The sequence below is a fragment of the Pseudomonas simiae genome, assembly GCF_000934565.1.
Classification (GTDB): domain Bacteria; phylum Pseudomonadota; class Gammaproteobacteria; order Pseudomonadales; family Pseudomonadaceae; genus Aquipseudomonas; species Aquipseudomonas simiae.
Map to the genome: position 1 here is coordinate 3911429 of NZ_CP010896.1, position 21738 is coordinate 3933166.

The following is a 21738-nucleotide window of genomic DNA, read 5'->3' on the forward strand; positions in this document are numbered from 1 at the left end:
CGTTGAGTTGGGCGGCGCGTTGCAAGTCAGCGCAAGCCCGACTGCCGCAGCCGATACTCCCCCGGCGTCACCTGCGCATACCGAAGGAAAAACCGGCTGAAGTACGCCGGATCCTTGAAGCCCAGCTGATAGCAGATTTCGTTGGCGGAGCTACCGGTGAACAACAGCAGGCGCTTGGCTTCCTGCATCAGCCTTTCCAGGATCAGGCGCTTGGAGGGCAGGTCGGCCAGGCGCCGGCACACATCATTCAGGCGTGCCTCGGTCACGCCAATTCCTTCGGCATAGCGTGCCAGCGGCCAGTGTTCCAGGTAGTGGGCCTCGATCAGTTCGTTGAAGCGATGGAAGATGCGCAGGTCTTCATGGCGGGTCGGCTGCGCGGGCAGTGAGTGAACGCACAGGCGCAGCAGGCGAATCATGATCAGCCGCGTGAGGCTGTCCAGCGCGGCGGCACGCCCTGCCCTCGCGCCGTTGATCTCTTCGTTCAACTCTTCGAACAACCGATCCAGCCCCTGGTCACCCGCCGTCAGCGCCACACAGGCGGCGCCGGAGGCCAGGCTGGGGTCGGCATCGATCAATCCCCACACCAACTGCTGGCGCACCGTCAGCACATGCCCGTCGGCATCCGCCTCAGTGACAAAAGCGTGGGGCACCGTGGGCGGCGTCAGGAAGAACATCGGCCCGGACTCCACGTACTGGCGGTCGTCCAGGTACACCCGCACCGCGCCGCTTTTCACGTAATGCACCTGGAAAAACCGGTCATGCCGATGCACCGGCATGTTGCGCCCGAAAAAGCCCGCCAGGTTGCCGAGCTTGTCGTAATGCACCTCGGCATCGCTGTAACGCTGGTCGTAGACCTGTCCGATGTTGATGTTGGGGATCGGCTTCACGTGGCTCTCTTCTTGTTGTTTTGAGGCTGACCGATTTTGCCACGCTTGACGGTAGTTAACATATTAATTATAACGTTAACAACTTAACGAACTGCCTATGCAGCAGTCGCCACCGTCAGGAGAAACGCATGAGCCGTACCCTGCATGATGTTGCCAGCGGCACCCTGTTCGGCGTTGCGCTGAACTATCAGGGTTTGCTGGACCAGCATCTCGCCGCCTTCCAGCAGGCGCCCTACCAGAAGCCGCCGACCAAGCCGGTATTGTTTATCAAGACCCCGAATACGCGTAATCAGCACGACGCGGTGGTGCTGCATCCCCAGGGTGAACGCCTGCAACCCGGCCCTGCTTTAGGCGTGGTGATTGGCCTGCGGGCCAGCCGCGTCAGCCTGGAAAATGCCATGGCCCATGTGGCTGGTTATGTGGTGGTCAACGAGTTCAGCCTGCCGGAAGACAGCTACTACCGCCCCGCCGTCAAAGCCAAATGCCGCGATGGATTCTGCGCACTCGGGCCGCATTTGATCCCGCGCGACCAGGTGGCCAACCCCAATCAACTGAGCCTCAAGCTGTGGGTCAACGGCGAACTGCGCCAGGAAAACTCCACCGCCCATTGGGTCCGCGATATTGCGCAATTGATCGCCGAAATCAGCGAATTCATGACCCTGCACCCCGGCGACGTGCTGATCACCGGCACGCCCGAAGGCCGTGTGGACGTGCTGCCGGGGGACAAAGTTGAAGTCGAGATCAGTGGTGTGGGCCGCCTGGTCAATCATATTCAAGCGGAGACCCCAGCATGAAACGCGCGCGCATTCGCTTTGAAAATGAAATCCACGCGGTACAGGTCGAAGCCGACAACGCCGTGCGCCTGGACGATGGACGCCTGCTCGCCGAGGATCAGGTCGAGTGGCTGCCCCCGGCCACCGGCAACATGTTCGCCCTCGGCTTGAACTACGCCGACCATGCCGCCGAACTGGCCTTCACCCCGCCCACGGAACCGCTGGCTTTCATCAAGTCCGTCGGCACCTACACCGGCCACCGCCACGTCACCTGGCGCCCGGACAACGTCGCCTACATGCACTACGAGTGCGAGTTGGTAGCTGTCATCGGCAAGGCCGCGCGCAACGTCAAGCGTGCCGACGCCCTGGACTACCTGGCCGGCTACACGGTGTGTAACGACTACGCGATCCGCGACTACCTGGAAAACTACTACCGCCCCAACCTGCGCGTGAAAAACCGCGACGCCACCACCCCGGTCGGCCCGTGGATCGTCGACGTGGCCGACGTGCCCGACCCAGGCAACCTGACCCTGCGCACTTGGATCAACGGTGAACTGCGCCAGGAAGGCAGCACCCGCGACATGATTTTCGACATCCCCTACCTCATCGAATACCTGTCCAGCTTCATGACCCTGCAACCCGGCGACATGATCGCCACCGGCACGCCCGAGGGCCTGGCCGATGTGGTGCCCGGCGATGAAGTGGTAGTGGAAGTCGAAGGCGTGGGCCGCCTAGTCAACCGGATTGTCAGCGAGGCGGACTTCTTCTCCGCCCGGAAAGAGGCGTAATCAGCATGATCAAACATTGGATCAACGGCCGTGAGGTCGAGAGCAAAGACACCTTCATCAACTACAACCCGGCCACCGGCGAGGCGATTGGCGAAGTCGCCAGCGGCGGCGCCGAGGAAGTCGCCCTGGCCGTCGCCGCGGCCAAGGAAGCCTTCCCCAAATGGGCCAACACCCCGGCCAAGGAGCGCGCACGCTTGATGCGCAAGCTCGGTGAGTTGATCGAGCAGAACGTGCCGCACCTGGCCGAGCTGGAAACCCTCGACACCGGCCTACCGATCCACCAGACCAAAAACGTGTTGATCCCACGCGCTTCGCACAACTTCGATTTCTTTGCCGAAGTCTGCACGCGCATGGACGGCCACAGCTACCCGGTGGACGACCAGATGCTCAACTACACCCTCTATCAACCGGTGGGCGTGTGCGGGTTGGTGTCGCCGTGGAACGTGCCGTTCATGACCGCCACCTGGAAGACCGCACCGTGCCTGGCACTGGGCAACACAGCGGTATTGAAGATGTCGGAACTGTCGCCATTGACCGCCAATGAACTGGGGCGCCTGGCAGTGGAAGCCGGGATCCCCAACGGCGTGCTCAACGTGATCCAGGGCTACGGCGCCACGGCCGGCGATGCACTGGTGCGCCATCCGGACGTGCGGGCGATTTCCTTTACCGGCGGCACCGCCACCGGCAAGAAGATCATGCAGACCGCGGGCCTGAAAAAATACTCCATGGAGTTGGGCGGCAAGTCGCCGGTGCTGATCTTCGAGGATGCCGACCTGGAACGCGCCCTCGATTCGGCGCTGTTCACCATCTTCTCCCTGAACGGCGAACGCTGCACCGCCGGCAGCCGCATCTTTATCCAGGAAAGCGTGTACCCGCAGTTCGTCGCCGAATTCGCCGCACGTGCCAAGCGCCTAATCGTCGGTGACCCACAGGATCCGAAGACCCAAGTCGGCTCGATGATCACCCAGGCGCATTACGACAAGGTCACCGGCTACATCAAGATTGGTATCGAGGAAGGCGCTACCCTGCTCGCCGGTGGCCTGGACCGCCCGGCCAATCTGCCGGCGCACCTGAGCAAAGGCCAATTCATCCAGCCAACGGTGTTTGCCGATGTGAACAACAAAATGCGCATTGCCCAAGAAGAAATCTTCGGTCCGGTGGTGTGCCTGATCCCCTTCAAGGACGAAGGCGAGGCCCTGCAACTGGCTAACGACACCGAGTACGGCCTGGCCTCCTACATCTGGACCCAGGACATCGGCAAGGCTCATCGCCTGGCGCGCGGGATTGAAGCCGGCATGGTATTTATCAACAGCCAGAACGTGCGCGACCTGCGCCAGCCGTTCGGTGGCGTCAAAGGCTCCGGCACCGGGCGTGAAGGCGGCCAGTACAGCTTCGAAGTGTTTGCCGAGATCAAGAACGTGTGCATTTCCATGGGCAGCCATCACATCCCGCGTTGGGGTGTGTAACCCGCAACAATGCGCACTCTAATAAAAACAACTATTCAGGAGAATCATCATGGGCGAAGTGGTCCTGGCGGCGAAGATCTGCCACGTACCGTCGATGTACCTGTCGGAACTGCCCGGCAAGCATCACGGCTGTCGCGAAGCGGCGATTGCCGGCCACAAGGAAATCGGCCGCCGCGCCCGTGAGTTGGGCGCCGACACGGCAGTGGTGTTCGACGTGCACTGGCTGGTCAACAGCGGTTATCACGTCAACTGCGGCGAGCAGTTCCAGGGCACCTACACCAGTAACGAGCTGCCGCACTTCATCAAGAACATGGACTACGCCTACCCCGGTTGCCCCGAGCTGGGTGCACTGATCGCCGCCGAGGCCAACGGGGCCGGCGTGCGCAGCATGGCCCATAACATTCCGAGCCTGGAGCTGGAATACGGCACGCTGGTGCCCATGCGCTACATGCACATGGGCGTGCCGGAGGACGAGAAATTCAAGGTCATTTCCATCGCCGCGTGGTGCGCCTGGCATCGCCTGGAAGACAGCTTTGCCTTTGGCGCCGCCGTGCGCCGGGCCATCGAAAAGAGCGACCGCAAGGTGCTGGTGTTGGCGTCCGGTTCCCTGTCGCACCGCTTCTCGGATGACCGCCAGGCCGAAGCAAACATCCACAACTGGACCCGCGAGTTCGACAAGCAGATGGACCTGCATGTGGTGGAGATGTGGAAGCAAGGCCGCTTCAAGGCGTTCTGCGCGATGCTGCCGGATTACGCCGAGCACTGCTTCGGCGAAGGCAAGATGCATGACACCGCCATGCTCCTGGGGCTGCTCGGCGGACCGGATTATGCCAAGCCCGCAGAGATCATCACGCCGCCGTTCGGCAGTTCGGGCACCGGCCAGATCAACGCGATTTTCCCGTTGTAAACCTGGGAGAAACCCATGCCGCACTTCATCGCCGAGTACACCGACAACATCGAACGACAGGCCGACCTGCCCGGCCTTTTTGAAAAGGTCCACCGCGTGCTGGGAGACAGTGGCGTGTTTCCCTTGGGCGGTATCCGCAGCCGCGGCGTGCGCCTGGACACCTGGCGCATGGCCGACGGCAAGCACGATTACGCCTTCGTACACATGACCCTCAAGGTCGGCCACGGTCGCGACCTGAGCACGCGCCAAGCAGTGGCCGAGACCGTGTTTGCGGTGATCACCACGCACTTCGCCGAGCTGCAGGCGCAACGCCTGTTGGCGCTGTCGTTCGAAATGGTCGAGCTGCACGCGCAGCTCAATTTCAAGCAGAACAATGTGCATGCGTTCCTGAACAACCCGACGGTCTCCACCGATCACGCAACCCCGTAGGCGCTGGCAAGCCAGCGCCCACGGGCCTCCTCCCACGGCCTCTCAGACAAAAAGTACAACATCATGAGCACAGCCCAATCGACTGCCAGCCGCGTGCTGGCCGAGCACGACCGCACCCATCGTTCAGTGACCTGGCGCCTGATGCCGCTGTTGCTGGTGTGTTACCTGTTCGCCCACCTGGACCGCATCAACATCGGCTTCGCCAAGATGCAGATGAGCAGCGACCTGCATTTCAGCGACACGGTGTACGGCTTCGGCGCCGGGTTGTTCTTTATCGCCTATGCGTTGTTTGGCGTGCCCAGCAACATGGCGCTGGACCGCGTCGGCCCACGGCGCTGGATCGCCAGCCTGATGGTGGTATGGGGGCTGCTGTCCACCGGCATGCTGTGGGTGGAGAGCGCCCGTGGTTTCTATGTGCTGCGCTTTCTGCTGGGGATGGCTGAGGCCGGATTTTTCCCGGGGATCCTGGTGTTTCTCAACCGCTGGTACCCGGCACGCCGTCGTGCCCAGGTCACCGCGTTGTTTGCCATTGCCGTGCCCATGGCGGGCGTGCTGGGCGGGCCGTTGTCGGGAGCGATCCTCGAACATTTCCATGATGTGGGCAGCCTGCGCGGCTGGCAGTGGATGTTCCTGATCGAAGGTCTGCCGGTGGTGCTGCTCGGGCTGGTGGTGCTCAAGTGGTTGCCGGACGGCTTCGACTCGGTGCACTGGCTGACGGCCGAGCAAAAGCGCCAGTTGCAGACCCAACTGCGCAGTGAGGAACAGCGCAAGACCATCACCTCGTTCGGCGGCATCCTGCGTGACCCGCAGGTCTGGCTGCTGGTGGCGGTGTATTTCGCGGTGATGCTGGCAGTGAACACCCTGGCGTTCTGGATGCCCACGCTGATCCACGGCGCTGGTATCGGCCGCGACAGCCAGGTCGGCCTGCTCAGCGCCTTACCGTACCTGGCCGGATGCTTTTTCATGATCGGCTGCGGGCGTTCTTCCGACCGCCACCGCGAACGTCGCTGGCACCTGTGCGTGCCGCTGCTGATGGCTGCCGTCGGTATCGCCGTGGCGGGCCTGGCGCCGGGTAATCCGCTGCTGGTGATGGGTGGGCTGATCGTCGCCGGCATGGGCGCCAGCGCCGCATTGCCGATGTTCTGGCAACTGCCGCCGGCGTTTCTCTCCAACACCACCCAGGCAGCGGGTATCGCCATGATCAGCTCGTTCGGCAGCATCGCCGCGTTCCTCGCGCCCTACCTGATCGGCTGGATGCGTGACGCCACCCAGAGCGCCAGCTTGGCCCTGTACGTACTCGCTGTATTTATCGCCCTCGGCGGCCTGCTGGTGCTGCGCACCCACGCTGCCATCGTAAATCCCCGTTAAGGACCCTTGCCATGCTCGACTCCCAGCAAATTCTTGCGGCCGCTGCCAACCTGGACCGCGCCGAACGCAGCCGCGAACAAGTACGCCAGTTTTCCCTCGACTATCCAGGCATCACGATCGAAGACGCCTACGCGATCCAGCGCGCCTGGGTCGCGCAGAAGATCAAGGACGGGCGCACGCTCAAGGGCCACAAGATCGGCCTCACCTCGCGGGCCATGCAGGTGTCGTCGAACATCACCGAACCGGACTACGGCGCGTTGCTCGATGACATGTTCTTCGACGAAGGCAGCGACATTCCCTTCGAACGCTTCATCGTGCCGCGCGTGGAAGTCGAGCTGGCGTTTATCCTCGGCAAACCCCTCAAGGGCCCGAACTGCACGGTGTTCGATGTGCTCGACGCCACCGAATGGGTGATCCCGGCGCTGGAAATCATCGACGCACGCATCCAGCAGGTCGACCCGCAGACCAACGCAACACGCAAGGTATTCGACACCATCTCCGACAATGCCGCGAATGCCGGTGTGGTGCTGGGCGGTCGCGCGGTGCGGCCAACCGAGATCGACTTGCGCAAAGTGCCGGCTGTGCTGTACCGCAATGGTGTGATCGAAGAGTCCGGCGTTTCGGCTGCCGTGCTCAACCATCCGGCCAAGGGCGTGGCCTGGCTGGCGAACAAACTGGCGCCCCATGACGTAACCCTGCTACCAGGGCAAATCATCCTCGGTGGTTCGTTTACGCGCCCGGTCGCCGCCCGCCCTGGCGATACATTCCACGTCGACTACGACCTGCTCGGCTCGATCGCCTGCCGCTTCGTCTGAACCCTGGAGGATTGTCATGGACATGCCCGTCAACCGCTTCAAACAACGCCTGCGCAACGGCGAGGTACAGATCGGCCTGTGGCTGGGCCTGGCCGATGCCTATTGCGCGGAGCTGGCTGCCAACGCTGGTTTCGACTGGTTGCTGATCGACGGCGAACACGCGCCCAATCACCTGCAAGGCATGCTCGCCCAGCTACAGGCCGTGGCGCCCTACCCCAGCCAGGCGCTGATTCGCCCGGTGATCGGCGACAGCGCGCTGATCAAGCAACTGCTGGACATCGGCGCCCAGACACTGCTGGTGCCCATGGTCGAAAGCGCCGCCCAGGCCCGCGAGCTCGTGCGAGCCATGCGCTATCCGCCCGAGGGGATTCGTGGAGTGGGCAGCGCGCTGGCGCGGGCGTCGCGCTGGAACAGTATCCAGGGCTACCTCGACCAGGCGGATGATCAGATGTGCCTGCTGGTGCAAATCGAAAACCTTGAGGGCCTGGCGAACCTGGATGAGATTGCCGCCGTCGAGGGCGTGGACGGTGTGTTTATCGGCCCGGCGGATTTGAGCGCGTCGATGGGGCATCGCGGCAATCCTGGGCATCCCGAGGTGCAGGTAGCGATTGAAGACGCCATCGGGCGCATCGTGCAGTCGGGCAAGGCGGCAGGGATTCTGAGTGCCGATGAAAACCTGGCGCGGCGCTATATCGAATTGGGCGCGACGTTTGTGGCGGTCGGCGTGGACACCACGGTGTTGATGCGCGGGTTGCAGGCGCTGGCCGGCAAGTTCAAAGGCGTTCCCACGCCAACCCACGCCGGTAGCGTGTACTAACCCCCTGTAGGAGCCGGCTTGCCGGCGATGGCGATCTTGAAGACGCTATCGCCGGCAAGCCGGCTCCTACAGGGGGTTGTGCGGTGCTGACTCAACGCTTGATGTTGATGTTCTTCAAGTCATCCAGCAGACCCAACAGGGTCTGCAACTTCTCTTCGCCCAACTGATCCTGCAAACGCTGGTAGTTGGCCTCCATGCACTGGCTCATGGACTCGAAACTGGCCTTGCCCTTGTCGGCCAGGGTCACCAGTACCCGGCGCTGGTCTTGCTCGGCTTTGCGCCGGTGCACCATACCGGCGGTTTCCATGCGCACCAATACGCCGGTCATGCTCGGCTTGAGGATGCAGGCCAGTTCCGCCAGCTGGTAGATCTCCAGCTCACCGTACTGTTCAAGGATGCGGATGATCCGCCATTGCTGTTCCGTCAGGCCGTGTTCGTTCAAGGACGGGCGGAAGAAACTCATCGCGGCTTCGCGGGCTTGCAGCAGGGTCAGGGTCAGGGACTGGCGAGGTTTGAGCATAGGAATCAGGGTCACGACGTATTTAGTTAATAATTTAACGAAACTCTAGCATTCCCTGCCAGCGAGCGCGCTATAACTTGTCTATCGCACCGCCCATGGCGCGCAGAATCAAAAGCCTGGGCACGCAGGATCAAGACTTCCATCCCGCCAGGGCCCCTAATGGAGGCATCCGCTTTAGAGCCTTCCTTCACCTTTTCAGGCTGCGCCATGATCAACATCGAAACCCCGACGTATTACACCGCCACCAAGAAATACAACCTCAGCTTCCCGACCCTGGAACAGGACATCGACGCCGACGTCGTGGTGATCGGCGGCGGTTTCTCCGGCATCAACACGGCCCTGGAACTGGCGGAAAAAGGCATCACCAATATCGTGGTGCTCGAAGCGCGCTACCTCGGTTTCGGCGGCACCGGCCGCAATGGCGGGCAGATCATGGCGGGTATCGGCCACGATCTGGAAAAGATCAAGAAGGACGTGGGCGAAGACGGTCTGCGCAAAGTGTTCGAGATCAGCGACCTGGGCGCCGACATCATCAAGAACCGCATCGCCAAGTACAACATCGACGCTGACTTCTGCCACGGCTACGGCTACATGGGTTTCAACGCCCGCCAGGAAAAAACCCTGCGCGCCTGGGAAAAGGACTTCAAGTCGGTCAACAGCCAGCACGAGATCCGCTTTCTCGGCGGCTCGGACGTGCAGCAGATCATCGGTTCCAAGGCCTACAGCAGCGCCCTGCTGCACATGGGCGGCGGGCATGTGCACTCGCTGAACCTGCTGTTGGGCGAAGCCACCGCACTGGCCAGCCATGGCGTGCGGATTTTCGAGAACAGCCCGGCGCTGGAAGTCAGTTATGGCGAACGCATCACCGTGCGTACCGGCCGCGGCTCGGTGCGCGCGAGCAAGCTGCTGTGGGCCTGCGACAGTTTCCTCAACAAGCTGGAGCCGGAGCTGCACCGCTCGACCATCAACACCTACGCGTTCCAGATGATGACCGAGCCGTTGTCCGAGGAACTGATCCAGCGCATCAGCCCGATTCGCGGGGCCTACAGCGACATTCGCCCGGTGATCGATTACTACCGCGTCACCCACGAGAACCGCCTGCTGTTCGGCGCCGCCACGCCGCTGGTGGAGCATATTCCCGGCGACCTCAAGGCCTGGAACCGCACCCTCATGCTGAAGATCTTCCCCTACCTCAAGGACGTGAAGATCGACCTGGCCTGGGGCGGCCCCATGGCGTGCAGCCCCAACCTGTTCCCGCAGGTCGGCACCTTGCCGGGGCGCAGCAACGCGTTTTTCGTGCAGGGCTACTCCGGCTTCGGCGTGACGCCCAGCCACATCATCTGCAAGGTCCTGGCCGAAGGCATGAGCGAAGGCTCGGTGCGCTATGACCTAGTCAGCTCGATTCATCGCCCGACCATCATCGGCAAGGACGCGATCCGCCCCTTGCTGCTGACGGCGGGCAAATCCTGGCACCAACTGTCCGGTTATTGGAACGGGCGCCGCTAAACCACCCCCCTGTAGGAGCGGGCTTGCCCGCGAAAATCGTTAACGATAACGCGGGCATTCCGATTGATCGCGGTGCCATTGCGTTTTTCGCGAGCACGCTCGCTCCTACATTTTTTCCTCATCAGGAGCAACGCCATGACTCTCACGACCCTCAAGCACAACATCCCGCTGTCGGAACTCGACGCCTGGGGCACTGTGGCCGACCTCGGCTCGCAGATTCTCGAAGGCGAAGTGCGTGCCTTCGGCAAGATGACCTTCGGCGCGCCCACCGACCCGGTCAGCAGCGCCTATTTTGGCACCACCCAGGGCAAATTCCGCATGGTCTACCCCTTCGCCGAACACGCCACGGTGGTGACCGGCGAAGTGCGGCTCACCGACGAGTCCACCGGCCAATCCACGCACTACAAAGCCGGTGACAGCTGGTTCGTGACCAAGGGCACGCCAGTGTTGTGGGAAGTGCTCACCGAAAGCTTCGTTAAACACTACTTCGCCGTCGTATAAAGGAGACATTGCCATGACGAGCTCTTCTGACTGGATCACCGTCGGTGCGCTGGCCGACGGTTTCGCCCCGGACGCTTTCATCCTGCCCAACCTCGCCGACTTGGCGGGCCAAACCTTCACCCTGCATTTCGCCAACGGCTGGCAGATCGAGCACCGTTTCGAGCAGGACCGCCTGGCCTGGCACGCCGCTGACGGGCACTCCAGCGGCAGTGCGCCGTACCGCGCCACCTCGATCCGTCCAGGGCTGTATCTGGTGGACTTCATCAAGCATGAGGCCGGGCACAGTTGGTCGATCAGCCTGGTGCTGGACGCACCGAACACCTCATTCACGGCGGTGATCGGGCGCCTGCCGGACCACGCCGAGACTCACGAAGGCCTCTATCACCGCGCCCTCGCCGGGAAACCGCTGACCTCGGTCGAAGTCGACTTCCTCCATGGCAGCCTCGACCGCCCGTGGCAGGCCGGCCACTGCCTGCATGCGCCCACCGATGAACTGGTGGGCCTGCGCAACCACTACCGCTACAGCCCCAGCGAAGTCTACGAACACATCTACCTCAACGAGCGCTTCTACGCCTGGCAATGCCTCAAAGGTGTAGAACAAGGCCTGTGCGACACCGACCGCTGCCACTCCTACAAGATCGCCGAGCAGCTGTATCTGTTCGTATGGCAGGAGAAGATCGTGCCGACCCTCGGCCTGGTGCTGATCGACCTGCAACAACACCGCAGCGACGGCAAGATCTTCGGCTATGCGGGTGCGTCCTTCGATGCGCTGTCGAACTTCCCCATCAGCTCGTATTGCCAGGTGCTCAACCGCACGGAGTATCCCGATGACTGAGCCGCGCACGGTGGTGATCACCGGCGCCGGCACAGGCATCGGCGCAGCGTGTGCCCGGCTGTATGCGCAGGAAGGTGCACGCCTGGTGCTGATCGGTCGGCGCAGAGCGCCGTTGGAACAGGTTGCGCAGGACACGGGCGGCCTGATCCTGGTGGGTGATGCCGCCTGCCCGCAGACCTGGGACGGGTTTATCCACCAGATCCGCGAGCAACACGGGCGCCTCGATGTGCTGCTCGCCTGTGCTGGCGGGCATGGCCTGGGCAGCGCCACCCAGACCAGCCCGAGCACCTGGGAAAGCGCCCTGCGCAGCAATCTGGACAGCGCGTTCTACAGCGCCCGCGCCTGCTTGCCGTTGTTGCAGGAAAGTGCGGGGAATATCGTGTTGATCGGCTCCATCGCCGCATTGGCGGCGGGGCCTGAGGTGTGCGGCTACACCACGGCCAAACACGCGTTGCTCGGGCTCAATCGCTCGCTGGCGCGCGACTATGGGCCGCACGGCGTAAGGGTGAACGCGGTCTGCCCCGGCTGGGTGCGCACACCTATGGCCGATGCGGAGATGCAGCCGCTGATGGAGGCCTTTGGCGACACGTTGCAGCAAGCCTATGACCGGGTCTGCGCCGACGTGCCGCTGCGACGGGCCGCCAGTGCCGACGAGATCGCCAAGGTGTGTCGCTTCCTGGCTTCCAGTGATGCGTCCATCATTACCGGGGCGACGGTGGTGGCCGATGGCGGTTCCAGCATTGTCGATGTGCCCACGCTGGCTTTCGCTCACTTGGAGAATGCCCATGAATGACCTGGATTTCAGCGGGCAAGTGGTGCTGGTCACGGGCGGCGCCCAGGGCATTGGCCGAGGCATCGTCAAGGCGTTTGTCCAACGTGGCGCACGGGTGGTAATCGCCGATCGGCAGCGGGAACAGGCTCAGGCGGTGGCGACTGAGTTATCCGCGCAGGGTTGCCGAGTTGAAGCGGTGGGCGTCGACCTGGCCGAATCCCAGGCTGTGTTTGAGTGCGTTCAAGGGCTGCCGCAGCTGGATATTCTGGTGCACAACGCCGGGTATTTTCCTTTGACGGCTTTTGAAGACATCACCCCGGACCTCCTGCAGCGCACCCTGGCGGTTAACCTGTCGGCGTTGTTCTGGCTGACCCAGGCCGCATTGCCGGCGTTCCGCGCACAAGGCCGGGGCTGCGTGCTGGTGACCTCTTCGGTGACCGGCAACCGTGTCGGTTATCCGGGCCTCAGCCACTACGCGGCGTCCAAGGCCGGCGTCAACGGTTTTATCCGCAATGCAGCGCTGGAACTGGCGCCGCTGAATGTGCGGGTCAATGGCGTGGAACCGGGCATGATCGCCACGCCGGCGATGGCCAACCTGGGCGATACCGCGCTGAACGACACCATCGCCAGTCGCGTGCCACTGGGGCGTTTGGGAACAGCGGCGGATATTGCCGGCGCCATGCTGTTTCTTGCCTCCGACCTCGCCGGCTACATCACCGGGCAGACCCTGGTGGTGGACGGCGGGTCCACCCTGCCAGAAGTCTGACCTTCCTACGCCCCCACCGCCTGCATGCGGCTCGAACGGAAATCCTTGGGCGACACCTCGAACTGCTTCTTGAACGACCGGCTAAAATGCGCCGAATCGGTAAAACCCCACTTGTAGGCTATCGAGGTGATCGACTCACTGCGCAGGAACGGGTTGGTCAAGTCATCCGCACTGCGTTTGAGCCGCGCGCGCTGAATGTAGCGGCAAACGCTGTCGTCCTGCTCTTCGAACAGACGGTACAAGTGGCGTACCGAAATGTTCAGGCGGTTGGCCAGGCCGATCGGGCTGAGGCCAGGCTGGCTCAGGGACTCATCAATAACCTTCTGCACATAACTGCGCAGGTTGTTGCCCTGCAGCAGTGCCAAGCCTTCGCGACACTCGTCGCCCTGCTCCAGGGCCGAGCCCAACAGCGATACAAAAGCGCTTTGCAGCGCCTCCACTTCACCCGCGCCGTCTTCGGTGTCGTCCTTGCACAATTGGTCCATCAGCACATGCAGCATGCGCCCACAGGCTTTGGTCGAGGAGATCTTGCCGAAGGCCCGTGCGTCGCCGCCCAGGTGCTTGCACACCTGCGGGCGCGACAATGACAGCGAGGCGTGTTCGATCAGGCCGAAGGGGGTGATTTCGATGGAGCCCACCGAGTCCATCAGCAGCATCTCGCCGGGGGCCAGTTGCAGGGCCTGGCCGTTCTGCACGATCTGCGAGTAGCCGCTGCGCTGGCTGATCAGGAAACAGTCCTGGTCGTTGTCATGGTCGGCGTGGTGCGCCGGGCGTTTGATCAGCCCGGCATTGGTGCGCAAGAGGGCCAGGCCGCGCGGCAGGTCTCTGATCTCGCCGATGAACAACGAGCGGTTGAAGGCCAGTTCTGTGTCGAAATACCCGCACGCGGCGCGTAGCTCGCGGTTCCAGGTGTCCAGCCCGTCGTGTGCATGCTGTGGGATGCTCATGGGGTGTCTCCGCAATGGCTTCTTTTTGTTGTTCTGGTGCAATAGTTAACATGTTATCTATATGCACGCAACAACATCTGGTGTGCTGCTGGAGTAGCACTATTGATGCCAATGGGAAGGATAGGCGCCGGCTCCTGCGGGTCCGCGCACCCACGATGAGTAGCGCTTCGCAGCGTGGGTCGTTTTTTAGAGGTGTGACAGTACCCGCTGCAGGCCTGTCAGGGATGCCAGGAGGTGGGTGCGTTGCACCGGGCTCAGCGCGATGTAACGCCGAAACGCCGGCAGGCGATTGACCACCTCGCTGCCGCCCATATGCTCCAGGCGCACGCACCAGTGCTGGTCTTGCAGTTGGATGCGCAGGCGTTTGAAATCCAGCGGCATCAGCGCCTGGAACAGCGCTGTGTCGGCCAGCAATCGCACCTGCAACTCGCGACCCAGCGCCTGGTCGCCGGAACGGCACCTCACACGGAGGCCCGTGCGGCGGATCGCGCCGCCATGGTGCACCTCGAAGCTCGCCGTGCCCGCTGTCGCAGCGGGTACCTGCAGGACGAATTCAGTCAGCACCAGGTGCATCAACAACTGCGACTCGGTGCGTTCGACAATCTCGAACGCCACCCCCTCCACGTCCAGCGTCGCCAGCCCGAGGTTGCGCCGCAGGTGCGCCAGGGTCACCCCTGGCCGATACCCCGCCGGGGCACGACCGGTGCGAAACAGTTCAAACAGTCTTTGCCGCAAAGTCGCCATGACCCTCATCGGCCTGCTCCGGTTGATGACTGAATTCCTTTGCCAACACTTCCTCCACGGAAGCCGGCTTGAAGGGGTTGACCTTCTGCACCACCAGGGTCCAGAACAGCGCGTACGCCGCCGTACCGCCCAGCATCACGCCAAACGGCACATAGATGTCCGCCGGGTTCATGCCCGGAGGCGTGATAAACCACATGCCCAGCAGGATGCCGATGCTCGATACGATCTGCGGCAGCGGGAACCACGGTGAACGATACGCCCGCGGCAAATCCGGCCGACGGATACGCAGGCTGACCACCGAGATCGTCACCAGCAGGTAGGCAAAGCTCCACGCACACACCGCCGCCAGCACCAAGTGCATGATGTTGTCGGTGTTGCCGCCCAGGTACAGCGCGTGCAGGCAGGGAATCAGCATCGCCACCAGGATGCACAGCAGCGGCGTCTTGAAACGTGGGTGCAGGTAAGTGAAAACCTTGGGCAACGCTCCATCCACCGCCATGCCATACAGAATCCGTGGCACACCGGCCATCAAGGTGTTGATAGTGGCCGCGCCGGCGAACAGAAAGCCGATGCCCAACCACAGGGGGCCAATTTGGCCCATCACCTGCTCGGCGAACTTGGGGATCGCCATGGGCGTGTCCAGCAGGTGCACGCCGGAGGCGGCATCGAGTACCACGTTTTCCACCTGGCGTTTCATTGCGGCGCCATAGATGAACATGCACGTGGCCACGCCCATCAGGCCCAGCATCATGGCGCGTGGCATCACCTTGGCCGATTGGCGCAGGTCCGGCGCCAGCGGCGTGACGAATTCGCAGCCGACAAACATGAACATCGCCATGCCCACCAATGACAGCACGGTGATCAGGTCGGTGCCCACCAGCGACTCACCGAACCAGCCGTCCAACTGCACGGCGGGCGTGGCGATCAGCCCCAGCACGCCGAACACCATCAGGGTCGTCCACATGCCAAAGGTGAGGATGATTTCCGCACGGCCAAACGCGCTGACGCCAAATGCGTTCAGCACACCAAAGACGATCACGAAGCCGACGCCCAGCAACCATGAACCGCCGGCCGACTCTGCCAAGGTGTTGAGATGTTCGAAGTTCACCAGGGCCATGACGCCGGACAGGATAGTTTCAGCGGTGCCCGCGAACACATGCACGATCAAGTACGCCGACAAGGTGCCGGTGATCGCGAAAAAACGACCCATGCCGCAGTTGATGTAGTCGTACACCGAGCCGGTGGTGGGCAGGATCGAAGCGGCCTCGGCGAAGGTGGTGGCCTGGGCCAGCATCATCACTACGGCAATCAGCATCGCCAGGGCAAACGCGCTGCCGCCGATGCCGAAGCCCATGGTGGCGGTGAGAATCACCGGACTCGCCATGATCAGGCCAATGGTGCTGGCCAAAGCGGTGGGGAAACCTACCGTGCCCCGGTTGAGGTGCGCGGTGAGTCGGTCGTTGATCGACATGTTGGGGTCCTCGAAAGCGGTTTTTTTAATGTGTCAGCACTCTGCGCCCCACTCGAGTTGATCGTCTTGCCCCTGTCTGCCGCCGGTTTTGTTGCTCCCTGCCACAACGTATGGCGTGGCGGCCTGGGTCAATTCCCTGGCACGCAGAGAAAAGACTCAGGCCTCCAACGCTCGCCCTAATGCGCCCTCACTCTTAACCAAGATGGGGACAATAACAATGGAGTACACACTGAAAAATCGCCGCCTGCGCCAGGCGGTCGGCCTGGGCATTGCGCTGCTGGTGGGCCAGGCCCAGGCCATTGAGTTGTATGCCGATGCCGACACTCAGGTCACCGGCAATTTCCTCGCCGTGTACGGCATGTTCAACAGCCCGAAGAACTACGATGGGCGCAGCGGCGGTTCCACCTGGCGCGAGGCGTTTATCAAGTACGGCCTGAGCGTGGACCAGAGCCTGGGCGCCTTTGGCGGCGTGTATGGCACGGTCAACCTGGTGAGCTCCGGCACCTGGGGCGATGGCGATGCGTCGGGGGTCACCACGGGCAAGGAGCGCACCACCAAGTTTGACGAAGCCTTCGCCGGCTGGCGCTCCGGCGACCTGTTCCCGGCCCTGGGCAAGGACGGTCTAGACCTATCGTTCGGCCGGCAAATCATCCTGTTGGGCGACGGCTTTCTCATCAATGATGACGGTCCCAACCTCGGCAAGGGCGTGGGCGATGGGGACTTCAACCGTGGCGGCGCCTACTACATTGCCGCTCGCCATGCTTTCGACAAGACCGCCGTGATCCGCCTGGGCGGCAAAGACGGCGTACATGGCAGCCTGATGTGGCTCAAGTCCGACAACCCTGCCCAGGCCATGACTGAAATGGCCGCCGGCACCCTGGAATACAGCGCGGCACCGGGCACGCTCGGGCTCACCTACATTCACGGAATCGACGTGGATGAACGCTTCGCCAGCGACGTACAGCGCCAACGCAAGGGCATGAACCTCTATAGCCTGCGTGGCGCGGGCAATGCGGGTATCGACAACGCGCATTTCGCCTTCGAACTGGCCCGCCAGGACCGCCGCGACAGCCAGCAAAATGCGGGCTACGCCGAAGCCGGCTACACCTTCGCCGACCTGCCCTGGTCGCCGGACCTGACCTACCGCTACGCGCGCTATTCAAAGAACTGGGACGCCATGTTCTCCGGTTTCAGCCGGGGCTACGGCACCTGGGTGCAGGGTGAAGTCGCCGGCAACTACTCCGGCCCCTACAACACCAACACCTCAGTGCAACACGTGGCGCTCAAGGTCAAGCCGCTGGAGAACGTCACCCTCGGCGCGCTGTTTTTCGACTACACCACCGTCAGCACCCGTGGCCAACTCAACCTGGATGGCCGTGAGCTGGACCTGTACGCCGAGTGGGCGGTGAACGATCACCTGATCATTACGCCGCTGCTGGGTCTCTACAAACCCAACAAGGCTGCAGAGACCGGTGGCAATCAGGTCGGGGGCAACGGCATCAACGTCTACAGTCAGTTGGTGGTTGCCGTGCCGTTCTGAACCGTCTCGGGCGCGCAGGGACGCAGCGCCTGGACCTCGGCATAAGCGCCCTGGTGATACAACAGCGGCGCACGCCCGAAGTCATCAAAGGCGACCACCTTGCCGATCATGATCCAGTGATCGCCGCCGTCCACCTGCTGGTACTTCTCGCAGTGGAACCGTGCCGAGCAATCGGCGAATACCGGCGAGCCACCCTCCCCCGGTTCGTATTCGATCAAGGCAAAGCGGTCTTCACGGGGGCGCGCAAAGTTATTCGACAAGTGCACCTGGTCGGCCGCCAGCACGTTCACCGCAAAATGGCTGGCCTCCTCGAACACCTCATGGCTGTTGGAGCGTTTGTCGATGCTCCACAGCACCAGCGGTGGGTCGAGAGATACCGAGTTGAAACTGTTGGCGGTCACACCCACCTTGCGCCCGGATGCGGTGGCGGCGGTGACCACGGTCACGCCGGTGGCAAAGTTGCCCAGGGCACGGCGAAAGGCCCGTGGGTCGAAAAGGCTGCTGTCAGACATGCAAGACTCCCGGGCGCCGTCGAACGGGCGCCCTGATTGTTGTGGGGGGAAGAACGCGTCACACCATGCTCGGGTCCGGCTCCAGGCCCATCAGCTCGCGGCCAAGGATCTGCGCACAGACGTCGTAGTCGGTATAGGCATGGGCGCCGGTCATATGGGAATCGCGAAACAGGCGCTGCATCTCGTTATGTTCGAACCAGGCGTTGCCGCCGGCAGCGGCGAACAGACGGTCCACGGCTTCGATGCACATTTTTGTCGCGTAGGCCTGGTTAGTGCGCCAGAACGCCAGGGTTTCGCGGCTCGGGTAACGGTGCGCGGCGCTGTGTTCGGCGTGGTCTTGCCAGGTCTTTTCAAGGAATGCGCGGGCGGCCGCCACCTGGTGGGTGGACTCGGCCAGGCGCATCAAGGCGGGAGTGGCGGCGCCAACGGCGGCACCGGTATAGGCGCGCACGCGGTTTTTGGTTTTTTCGCGGAACACCTCCAGCATGCGCTCGGCCACGCCGAGGCTGACGGTGGAAAACCCGCTGGCGAAATATGGCCGGTACGGCGCGTAGAAAATCTGGCTGTCGGGATACAGGCCGAAACCTGCGGACTTGCCTTCCATCATGTCTTTGGCTTTCTGGATCCGGTGTTCGGGCACCCAGACGTTGTCGATGACCAGGGTCTTGGTGCCGCTGCCTTTCATGCCGGCGGCGTACCAATCGTCACGAATCTGGTAGTCACTGCGCGGCAGCACGGCGAAGCAGTAATCCTGGCCGCCTTCGGCGTTCTGTCGACGGCAGCCGACAATCGCCCACTCGCCATGGTCACAACCGCTGCTCCAGCCCATTTCACCGCTGAAGTGCACGCCGCCTTCGCCCTCCACCACACGACCGAATGGCGCAATACTGCTGCTGGCGGTGGCGTGCGGGTTTTCGCCCCAGATCTCCTGCTGCAACTGGGCCGAAAACAACGCCAGTTGGTGGCTGTGGGTGCACAGCAAACTCATGGCCCAGGCGGTGCTCGCGCAACTGCCGGCAAGCAAGGCGATGCAATCGGCAAACTCCGGCAGCGAGAGTTCCAGGCCACCAAAGGCCTTGGGTTGAAAAGCGCGGTGCAGGCCAATGCTTTTGAGCAAGGCGATGTTTTTATCCGGCACCTGACGCTGCTGTTCAGCCTGTGTGGCATTCGCGGCGATGATGGGCAGGAGTGGCTTGAGGTCTTCAAGGAGCGGGTTTGGCTTTTTCATGGACGGCCCTGCTTATTATTGGAAGTCGGGCGCGCGCTCCGGGTTGAGGAACGGCGCCTGATGCAGGGCCAGTATCGGTGGGGTGGCACGGCTGGAAAATGCACGTTCCACAGGCAAGATTGTACTTTTCATAGGGCTGGCAGCCACAGACATCTCGCACGGCAGGCAGAGTCAAGCCATGGCCCGGTGGCTTGGTTACCCTCGGTTTTTCCTTTGTGACCTGCCAGGAACCCGCCATGAGTGATATCCCGCTGCTGCCTCAAGTCGAAGCCTTTTTGCGTCGGCCCCATGGGCTGTTCATCGACGGCGTCAACATCCGCAGCCATTCCAGTCAGACACTGGCCGTGACCAACCCGGCCACCGGTGACGTGATCGCCCAGGTGGCCGATGCGGACCTGGCGGATATCGACGCGGCGGTGAATTCCGCCAACCGCGGCTTCCAGGTGTGGTCCCAGGCTTTACCCGCGACACGCGGCAATGTACTGCTCAAGCTCGCCGACCTGCTGGAGCGCAATCGCGAAGAACTGGCGCAGATCGAGACCTGCCAGTCCGGCAAGATCATCCAGATTGCCCGCGCATTCGAGGTCGACCAGGCCGCGCACTTCCTGCGTTACTACGCGGGCTGGGCGACCAAGCTCAGCGGCCAGACCCTCACTCCGTCGCTGCCCTCGTTCAACGGCGAACGCTACACCGCATTCACCCTGCGTGAACCGGTGGGCGTGGTGGTGGGCATCGTACCGTGGAATTTTTCCACCATGATCGCCATCTGGAAACTCGCCTCCGCGCTGGTAACCGGCTGCTGCATCATCATCAAGCCCAGCGAATTCACGCCGCTGACCGTTCTGCGCATCGCCGAGCTGGCCGTCGAAGCCGGGTTGCCACCGGGTGTGCTCAATGTATTGACGGGCGGCGGCCATGTCGGCAAAGGCCTGGTGGAACACCCTGGCACCCACAAAGTGTCCTTCACCGGTTCCGTGCCTACGGGCATTGCGGTCGGCCGCAGCGCCATGGGCGCCGGCCTTACCCGTGCAACCCTGGAGCTGGGGGGCAAGAATGCTGCCGGTTTCCTGCGCGATGTGGACGTGGACACGGCGGTGAACGGCATCATCGAAGCGGGCTTTTTGCACTCAGGGCAAATTTGCGCGGCGGCCGAGCGCTTCTTCGTGCACCGTTCGCAGATCGACGCGGTGCTGGACACACTCAGCCAGCGCCTTAGTCGCCTGAACATCGGCTCGCCACTGGATGAACGCACCGAATTCGGCCCCGTCACCCACCACCAGCACCAACTCAAATTGCTCGGTTACTTCAACCAGGCCCGCGCCGAAAACAACACGATCATCCATGGCGGCACCCTCATTGACCGCCCCGGCTGCTACGTCGAGCCCACGGTGATCCTCGCCAACAGCATCAACGACACCCTGCTCAACGAAGAAACCTTCGGCCCCATCGCCACCTTCCTGCCCTACGACAGCGAAGACGAACTGCTCGCGCTGATGAACAACGGCCCCTACGGCCTCAGCGCCAGCCTATGGACCAACGACCTGGGCAAGGCCTTGCGCATGGTGCCGGCCATCCAGGCCGGCACCTTGTGGGTGAACATGCACACGCTGCTCGATCCGGCGGTGCCGTTTGGGGGCAATAGGTCTTCGGGGGTTGGGCGGGAGTTCGGCAGTGCGTTTATCGAGGATTACACCGAACTCAAATCGGTGATGATTCGGTACTGAATGGAACGACCGCCTCGGCCTCGATCTCGATCAACCATTCCGGCAACGACAACCCGCTGACGATAATCCACGAAGACGGCGGCGGGTTATGTGGGAAGCGCTGGCGCAGCGCCTGCGCGATCGGCTCCTGCTGGTCACGAGCGGACTCGGCGATGTACAGCCGCAGCATGATCACATCGGAAAGGTCCCCCCCGACTTCGGCCAGCACCTTGTCGATATTGTCCAGCGCCTTGGCGGCCTGCTCGGCAATGCCTCCGCCCACCGTGCGCTCGTCAGCATCCACGCCCACCTGGCCGGAAAGCATGATACGTCGCCCCTGTGGCACCTCAAGCGCCTGGCTGAAGCCGTATTGCAGGGAGTTGAATACCGTCGTGGGATTGATGACCTTTCGTTGCATGACGCTTCCTTGTTGTCGGTAGGCA

The 21738-nt window shown here is 62.6% G+C and carries 22 protein-coding genes and 1 pseudogene; 15 read left to right on the forward strand and 8 right to left on the reverse strand.

The genetic code is table 11. From position 1 onward, the window contains the following. Nucleotides 1-26: 26 nt before the first annotated feature. Nucleotides 27-887 (reverse strand): 4-hydroxyphenylacetate catabolism regulatory protein HpaA, encoded by an 861-nt coding sequence (gene hpaA / locus PF1751_RS17500; protein ID WP_021491053.1) that lies wholly within the window; start codon nucleotides 885-887, stop codon nucleotides 27-29. 128 nt (nucleotides 888-1015) lie between these two features. Here hpaA and PF1751_RS17505 point away from each other — a divergent pair, with 128 nt between their 5' ends. From PF1751_RS17505 to hpaI, 8 genes are all read left to right on the forward strand, one after another. Next, a complete protein-coding gene (locus PF1751_RS17505; RefSeq protein WP_021491054.1) occupies nucleotides 1016-1681 on the forward strand; it encodes a fumarylacetoacetate hydrolase family protein in 666 nt (221 codons plus the stop codon). Beyond that, nucleotides 1678-2448 (forward strand): fumarylacetoacetate hydrolase family protein, encoded by a 771-nt coding sequence (locus tag PF1751_RS17510; RefSeq protein WP_010209259.1) that lies wholly within the window; start codon nucleotides 1678-1680, stop codon nucleotides 2446-2448. The genes PF1751_RS17505 and PF1751_RS17510 overlap by 4 nt, the downstream gene beginning before the upstream one ends. A gap of 5 nt (nucleotides 2449-2453) precedes the next feature. After that, nucleotides 2454-3914 carry a 5-carboxymethyl-2-hydroxymuconate semialdehyde dehydrogenase gene (hpaE, locus tag PF1751_RS17515; RefSeq protein ID WP_044287430.1) on the forward strand — a complete coding sequence of 487 codons (1461 nt, stop codon included), beginning with the start codon at nucleotides 2454-2456 and terminating at the stop codon, nucleotides 3912-3914. Nucleotides 3915-3963: 49 nt separating this feature from the next. Beyond that, nucleotides 3964-4821 carry a 3,4-dihydroxyphenylacetate 2,3-dioxygenase gene (gene hpaD / locus PF1751_RS17520; protein ID WP_010209257.1) on the forward strand — a complete coding sequence of 286 codons (858 nt, stop codon included), beginning with the start codon at nucleotides 3964-3966 and terminating at the stop codon, nucleotides 4819-4821. Between the two features lie 15 nt (nucleotides 4822-4836). Further along, complete coding sequence (locus PF1751_RS17525) at nucleotides 4837-5250, forward strand: tautomerase family protein (protein ID WP_010209255.1); 414 nt, start codon at nucleotides 4837-4839, stop codon at nucleotides 5248-5250. A 63-nt stretch (nucleotides 5251-5313) separates the two neighbouring features. After that, nucleotides 5314-6618, forward strand: a complete 1305-nt coding sequence (locus PF1751_RS17530) for an MFS transporter (protein WP_010209254.1) — start codon at nucleotides 5314-5316, stop codon at nucleotides 6616-6618. 11 nt (nucleotides 6619-6629) lie between these two features. After that, a complete protein-coding gene (hpaH, locus tag PF1751_RS17535; protein ID WP_010209253.1) occupies nucleotides 6630-7433 on the forward strand; it encodes a 2-oxo-hept-4-ene-1,7-dioate hydratase in 804 nt (267 codons plus the stop codon). Nucleotides 7434-7449: 16 nt separating this feature from the next. Further along, nucleotides 7450-8250 carry a 4-hydroxy-2-oxoheptanedioate aldolase gene (gene hpaI, locus PF1751_RS17540; RefSeq protein WP_010209252.1) on the forward strand — a complete coding sequence of 267 codons (801 nt, stop codon included), beginning with the start codon at nucleotides 7450-7452 and terminating at the stop codon, nucleotides 8248-8250. A 91-nt stretch (nucleotides 8251-8341) separates the two neighbouring features. Here hpaI and hpaR read toward each other — a convergent pair whose 3' ends face one another. After that, nucleotides 8342-8770 (reverse strand): homoprotocatechuate degradation operon regulator HpaR, encoded by a 429-nt coding sequence (gene hpaR, locus PF1751_RS17545; protein ID WP_010209251.1) that lies wholly within the window; start codon nucleotides 8768-8770, stop codon nucleotides 8342-8344. A 207-nt stretch (nucleotides 8771-8977) separates the two neighbouring features. Here hpaR and PF1751_RS17550 point away from each other — a divergent pair, with 207 nt between their 5' ends. The 5 genes from PF1751_RS17550 to PF1751_RS17570 all read left to right on the forward strand — a co-directional run bounded on the left by PF1751_RS17550 (nucleotide 8978) and on the right by PF1751_RS17570 (nucleotide 13150). Beyond that, nucleotides 8978-10276: an NAD(P)/FAD-dependent oxidoreductase gene (locus PF1751_RS17550; RefSeq protein ID WP_044287432.1), complete on the forward strand. Its 1299-nt coding sequence runs from the start codon at nucleotides 8978-8980 to the stop codon at nucleotides 10274-10276. Between the two features lie 135 nt (nucleotides 10277-10411). Continuing rightward, nucleotides 10412-10777 (forward strand): cupin domain-containing protein, encoded by a 366-nt coding sequence (locus tag PF1751_RS17555; protein WP_010209249.1) that lies wholly within the window; start codon nucleotides 10412-10414, stop codon nucleotides 10775-10777. Between the two features lie 13 nt (nucleotides 10778-10790). Then, the gene (locus tag PF1751_RS17560; protein ID WP_010209248.1) at nucleotides 10791-11612 is read left to right on the forward strand and encodes a molybdenum cofactor biosynthesis F family protein; all 822 of its coding nucleotides are present in this window, start codon (nucleotides 10791-10793) and stop codon (nucleotides 11610-11612) included. Further along, nucleotides 11605-12405: an SDR family NAD(P)-dependent oxidoreductase gene (locus PF1751_RS17565; protein WP_021491061.1), complete on the forward strand. Its 801-nt coding sequence runs from the start codon at nucleotides 11605-11607 to the stop codon at nucleotides 12403-12405. The genes PF1751_RS17560 and PF1751_RS17565 overlap by 8 nt, the downstream gene beginning before the upstream one ends. Beyond that, a complete protein-coding gene (locus PF1751_RS17570; protein WP_420820062.1) occupies nucleotides 12398-13150 on the forward strand; it encodes an SDR family oxidoreductase in 753 nt (250 codons plus the stop codon). Before PF1751_RS17565 ends, PF1751_RS17570 begins: the two co-directional genes overlap by 8 nt. Before the next feature lie 5 nt (nucleotides 13151-13155). On the opposite strand, the gene feaR is transcribed toward PF1751_RS17570, so the two are convergent. The 3 genes from feaR to PF1751_RS17585 form a co-directional block, all read right to left on the reverse strand. Then, a complete protein-coding gene (gene feaR, locus PF1751_RS17575) occupies nucleotides 13156-14097 on the reverse strand; it encodes a transcriptional regulator FeaR (RefSeq protein WP_010209242.1) in 942 nt (313 codons plus the stop codon). Nucleotides 14098-14283: 186 nt separating this feature from the next. Then, the gene (locus PF1751_RS17580; RefSeq protein ID WP_021491063.1) at nucleotides 14284-14850 is read right to left on the reverse strand and encodes a DUF3156 family protein; all 567 of its coding nucleotides are present in this window, start codon (nucleotides 14848-14850) and stop codon (nucleotides 14284-14286) included. Next, nucleotides 14813-16312 (reverse strand): APC family permease, encoded by a 1500-nt coding sequence (locus PF1751_RS17585; RefSeq protein ID WP_010209238.1) that lies wholly within the window; start codon nucleotides 16310-16312, stop codon nucleotides 14813-14815. Before PF1751_RS17585 ends, PF1751_RS17580 begins: the two co-directional genes overlap by 38 nt. A gap of 217 nt (nucleotides 16313-16529) precedes the next feature. Between PF1751_RS17585 and PF1751_RS17590 the strand changes: the two genes are divergently transcribed. Then, the gene (locus PF1751_RS17590) at nucleotides 16530-17852 is read left to right on the forward strand and encodes an alginate export family protein (protein ID WP_044287436.1); all 1323 of its coding nucleotides are present in this window, start codon (nucleotides 16530-16532) and stop codon (nucleotides 17850-17852) included. Between the two features lie 32 nt (nucleotides 17853-17884). On the opposite strand, the pseudogene PF1751_RS17595 reads toward PF1751_RS17590, so the two are convergent. Continuing rightward, nucleotides 17885-18364: pseudogene (locus tag PF1751_RS17595) on the reverse strand (flavin reductase family protein); the annotation flags it as partial. A 58-nt stretch (nucleotides 18365-18422) separates the two neighbouring features. After that, nucleotides 18423-19592, reverse strand: a complete 1170-nt coding sequence (locus PF1751_RS17600; protein WP_042571754.1) for a p-hydroxyphenylacetate 3-hydroxylase oxygenase component — start codon at nucleotides 19590-19592, stop codon at nucleotides 18423-18425. A 236-nt stretch (nucleotides 19593-19828) separates the two neighbouring features. Between PF1751_RS17600 and PF1751_RS17605 the strand changes: the two genes are divergently transcribed. Next, a complete protein-coding gene (locus PF1751_RS17605; protein ID WP_044287437.1) occupies nucleotides 19829-21316 on the forward strand; it encodes an aldehyde dehydrogenase family protein in 1488 nt (495 codons plus the stop codon). Here PF1751_RS17605 and PF1751_RS17610 read toward each other — a convergent pair. Then, on the reverse strand, nucleotides 21291-21713 hold the full coding sequence (locus tag PF1751_RS17610; protein ID WP_010209228.1) for a RidA family protein: 423 nt from the start codon (nucleotides 21711-21713) through the stop codon (nucleotides 21291-21293). The two genes, PF1751_RS17605 and PF1751_RS17610, sit on opposite strands and share 26 nt — an antisense overlap. Nucleotides 21714-21738 lie beyond the last annotated feature (25 nt).

What these genes read in the sequence shown, in the direction of transcription:
- PF1751_RS17505 (WP_021491054.1), top strand. Translation starts at nt 1,016, where the DNA reads ATGAGCCGTACCCTGCATGATGTTGCCAGCGGCACCCTGTTCGGCGTT.
- PF1751_RS17510 (WP_010209259.1), top strand. Translation starts at nt 1,678, where the DNA reads ATGAAACGCGCGCGCATTCGCTTTGAAAATGAAATCCACGCGGTACAG.
- hpaE (WP_044287430.1), top strand. Translation starts at nt 2,454, where the DNA reads ATGATCAAACATTGGATCAACGGCCGTGAGGTCGAGAGCAAAGACACC.
- hpaD (WP_010209257.1), top strand. Translation starts at nt 3,964, where the DNA reads ATGGGCGAAGTGGTCCTGGCGGCGAAGATCTGCCACGTACCGTCGATG.
- PF1751_RS17525 (WP_010209255.1), top strand. Translation starts at nt 4,837, where the DNA reads ATGCCGCACTTCATCGCCGAGTACACCGACAACATCGAACGACAGGCC.
- PF1751_RS17530 (WP_010209254.1), top strand. Translation starts at nt 5,314, where the DNA reads ATGAGCACAGCCCAATCGACTGCCAGCCGCGTGCTGGCCGAGCACGAC.
- hpaH (WP_010209253.1), top strand. Translation starts at nt 6,630, where the DNA reads ATGCTCGACTCCCAGCAAATTCTTGCGGCCGCTGCCAACCTGGACCGC.
- hpaI (WP_010209252.1), top strand. Translation starts at nt 7,450, where the DNA reads ATGGACATGCCCGTCAACCGCTTCAAACAACGCCTGCGCAACGGCGAG.
- hpaR (WP_010209251.1), bottom strand. Translation starts at nt 8,770, where the DNA reads ATGCTCAAACCTCGCCAGTCCCTGACCCTGACCCTGCTGCAAGCCCGC.
- PF1751_RS17550 (WP_044287432.1), top strand. Translation starts at nt 8,978, where the DNA reads ATGATCAACATCGAAACCCCGACGTATTACACCGCCACCAAGAAATAC.
- PF1751_RS17555 (WP_010209249.1), top strand. Translation starts at nt 10,412, where the DNA reads ATGACTCTCACGACCCTCAAGCACAACATCCCGCTGTCGGAACTCGAC.
- PF1751_RS17560 (WP_010209248.1), top strand. Translation starts at nt 10,791, where the DNA reads ATGACGAGCTCTTCTGACTGGATCACCGTCGGTGCGCTGGCCGACGGT.
- PF1751_RS17565 (WP_021491061.1), top strand. Translation starts at nt 11,605, where the DNA reads ATGACTGAGCCGCGCACGGTGGTGATCACCGGCGCCGGCACAGGCATC.
- PF1751_RS17570 (WP_420820062.1), top strand. Translation starts at nt 12,398, where the DNA reads ATGAATGACCTGGATTTCAGCGGGCAAGTGGTGCTGGTCACGGGCGGC.
- feaR (WP_010209242.1), bottom strand. Translation starts at nt 14,097, where the DNA reads ATGAGCATCCCACAGCATGCACACGACGGGCTGGACACCTGGAACCGC.
- PF1751_RS17580 (WP_021491063.1), bottom strand. Translation starts at nt 14,850, where the DNA reads ATGAGGGTCATGGCGACTTTGCGGCAAAGACTGTTTGAACTGTTTCGC.
- PF1751_RS17585 (WP_010209238.1), bottom strand. Translation starts at nt 16,312, where the DNA reads ATGTCGATCAACGACCGACTCACCGCGCACCTCAACCGGGGCACGGTA.
- PF1751_RS17590 (WP_044287436.1), top strand. Translation starts at nt 16,530, where the DNA reads ATGGAGTACACACTGAAAAATCGCCGCCTGCGCCAGGCGGTCGGCCTG.
- PF1751_RS17600 (WP_042571754.1), bottom strand. Translation starts at nt 19,592, where the DNA reads ATGAAAAAGCCAAACCCGCTCCTTGAAGACCTCAAGCCACTCCTGCCC.
- PF1751_RS17605 (WP_044287437.1), top strand. Translation starts at nt 19,829, where the DNA reads ATGAGTGATATCCCGCTGCTGCCTCAAGTCGAAGCCTTTTTGCGTCGG.
- PF1751_RS17610 (WP_010209228.1), bottom strand. Translation starts at nt 21,713, where the DNA reads ATGCAACGAAAGGTCATCAATCCCACGACGGTATTCAACTCCCTGCAA.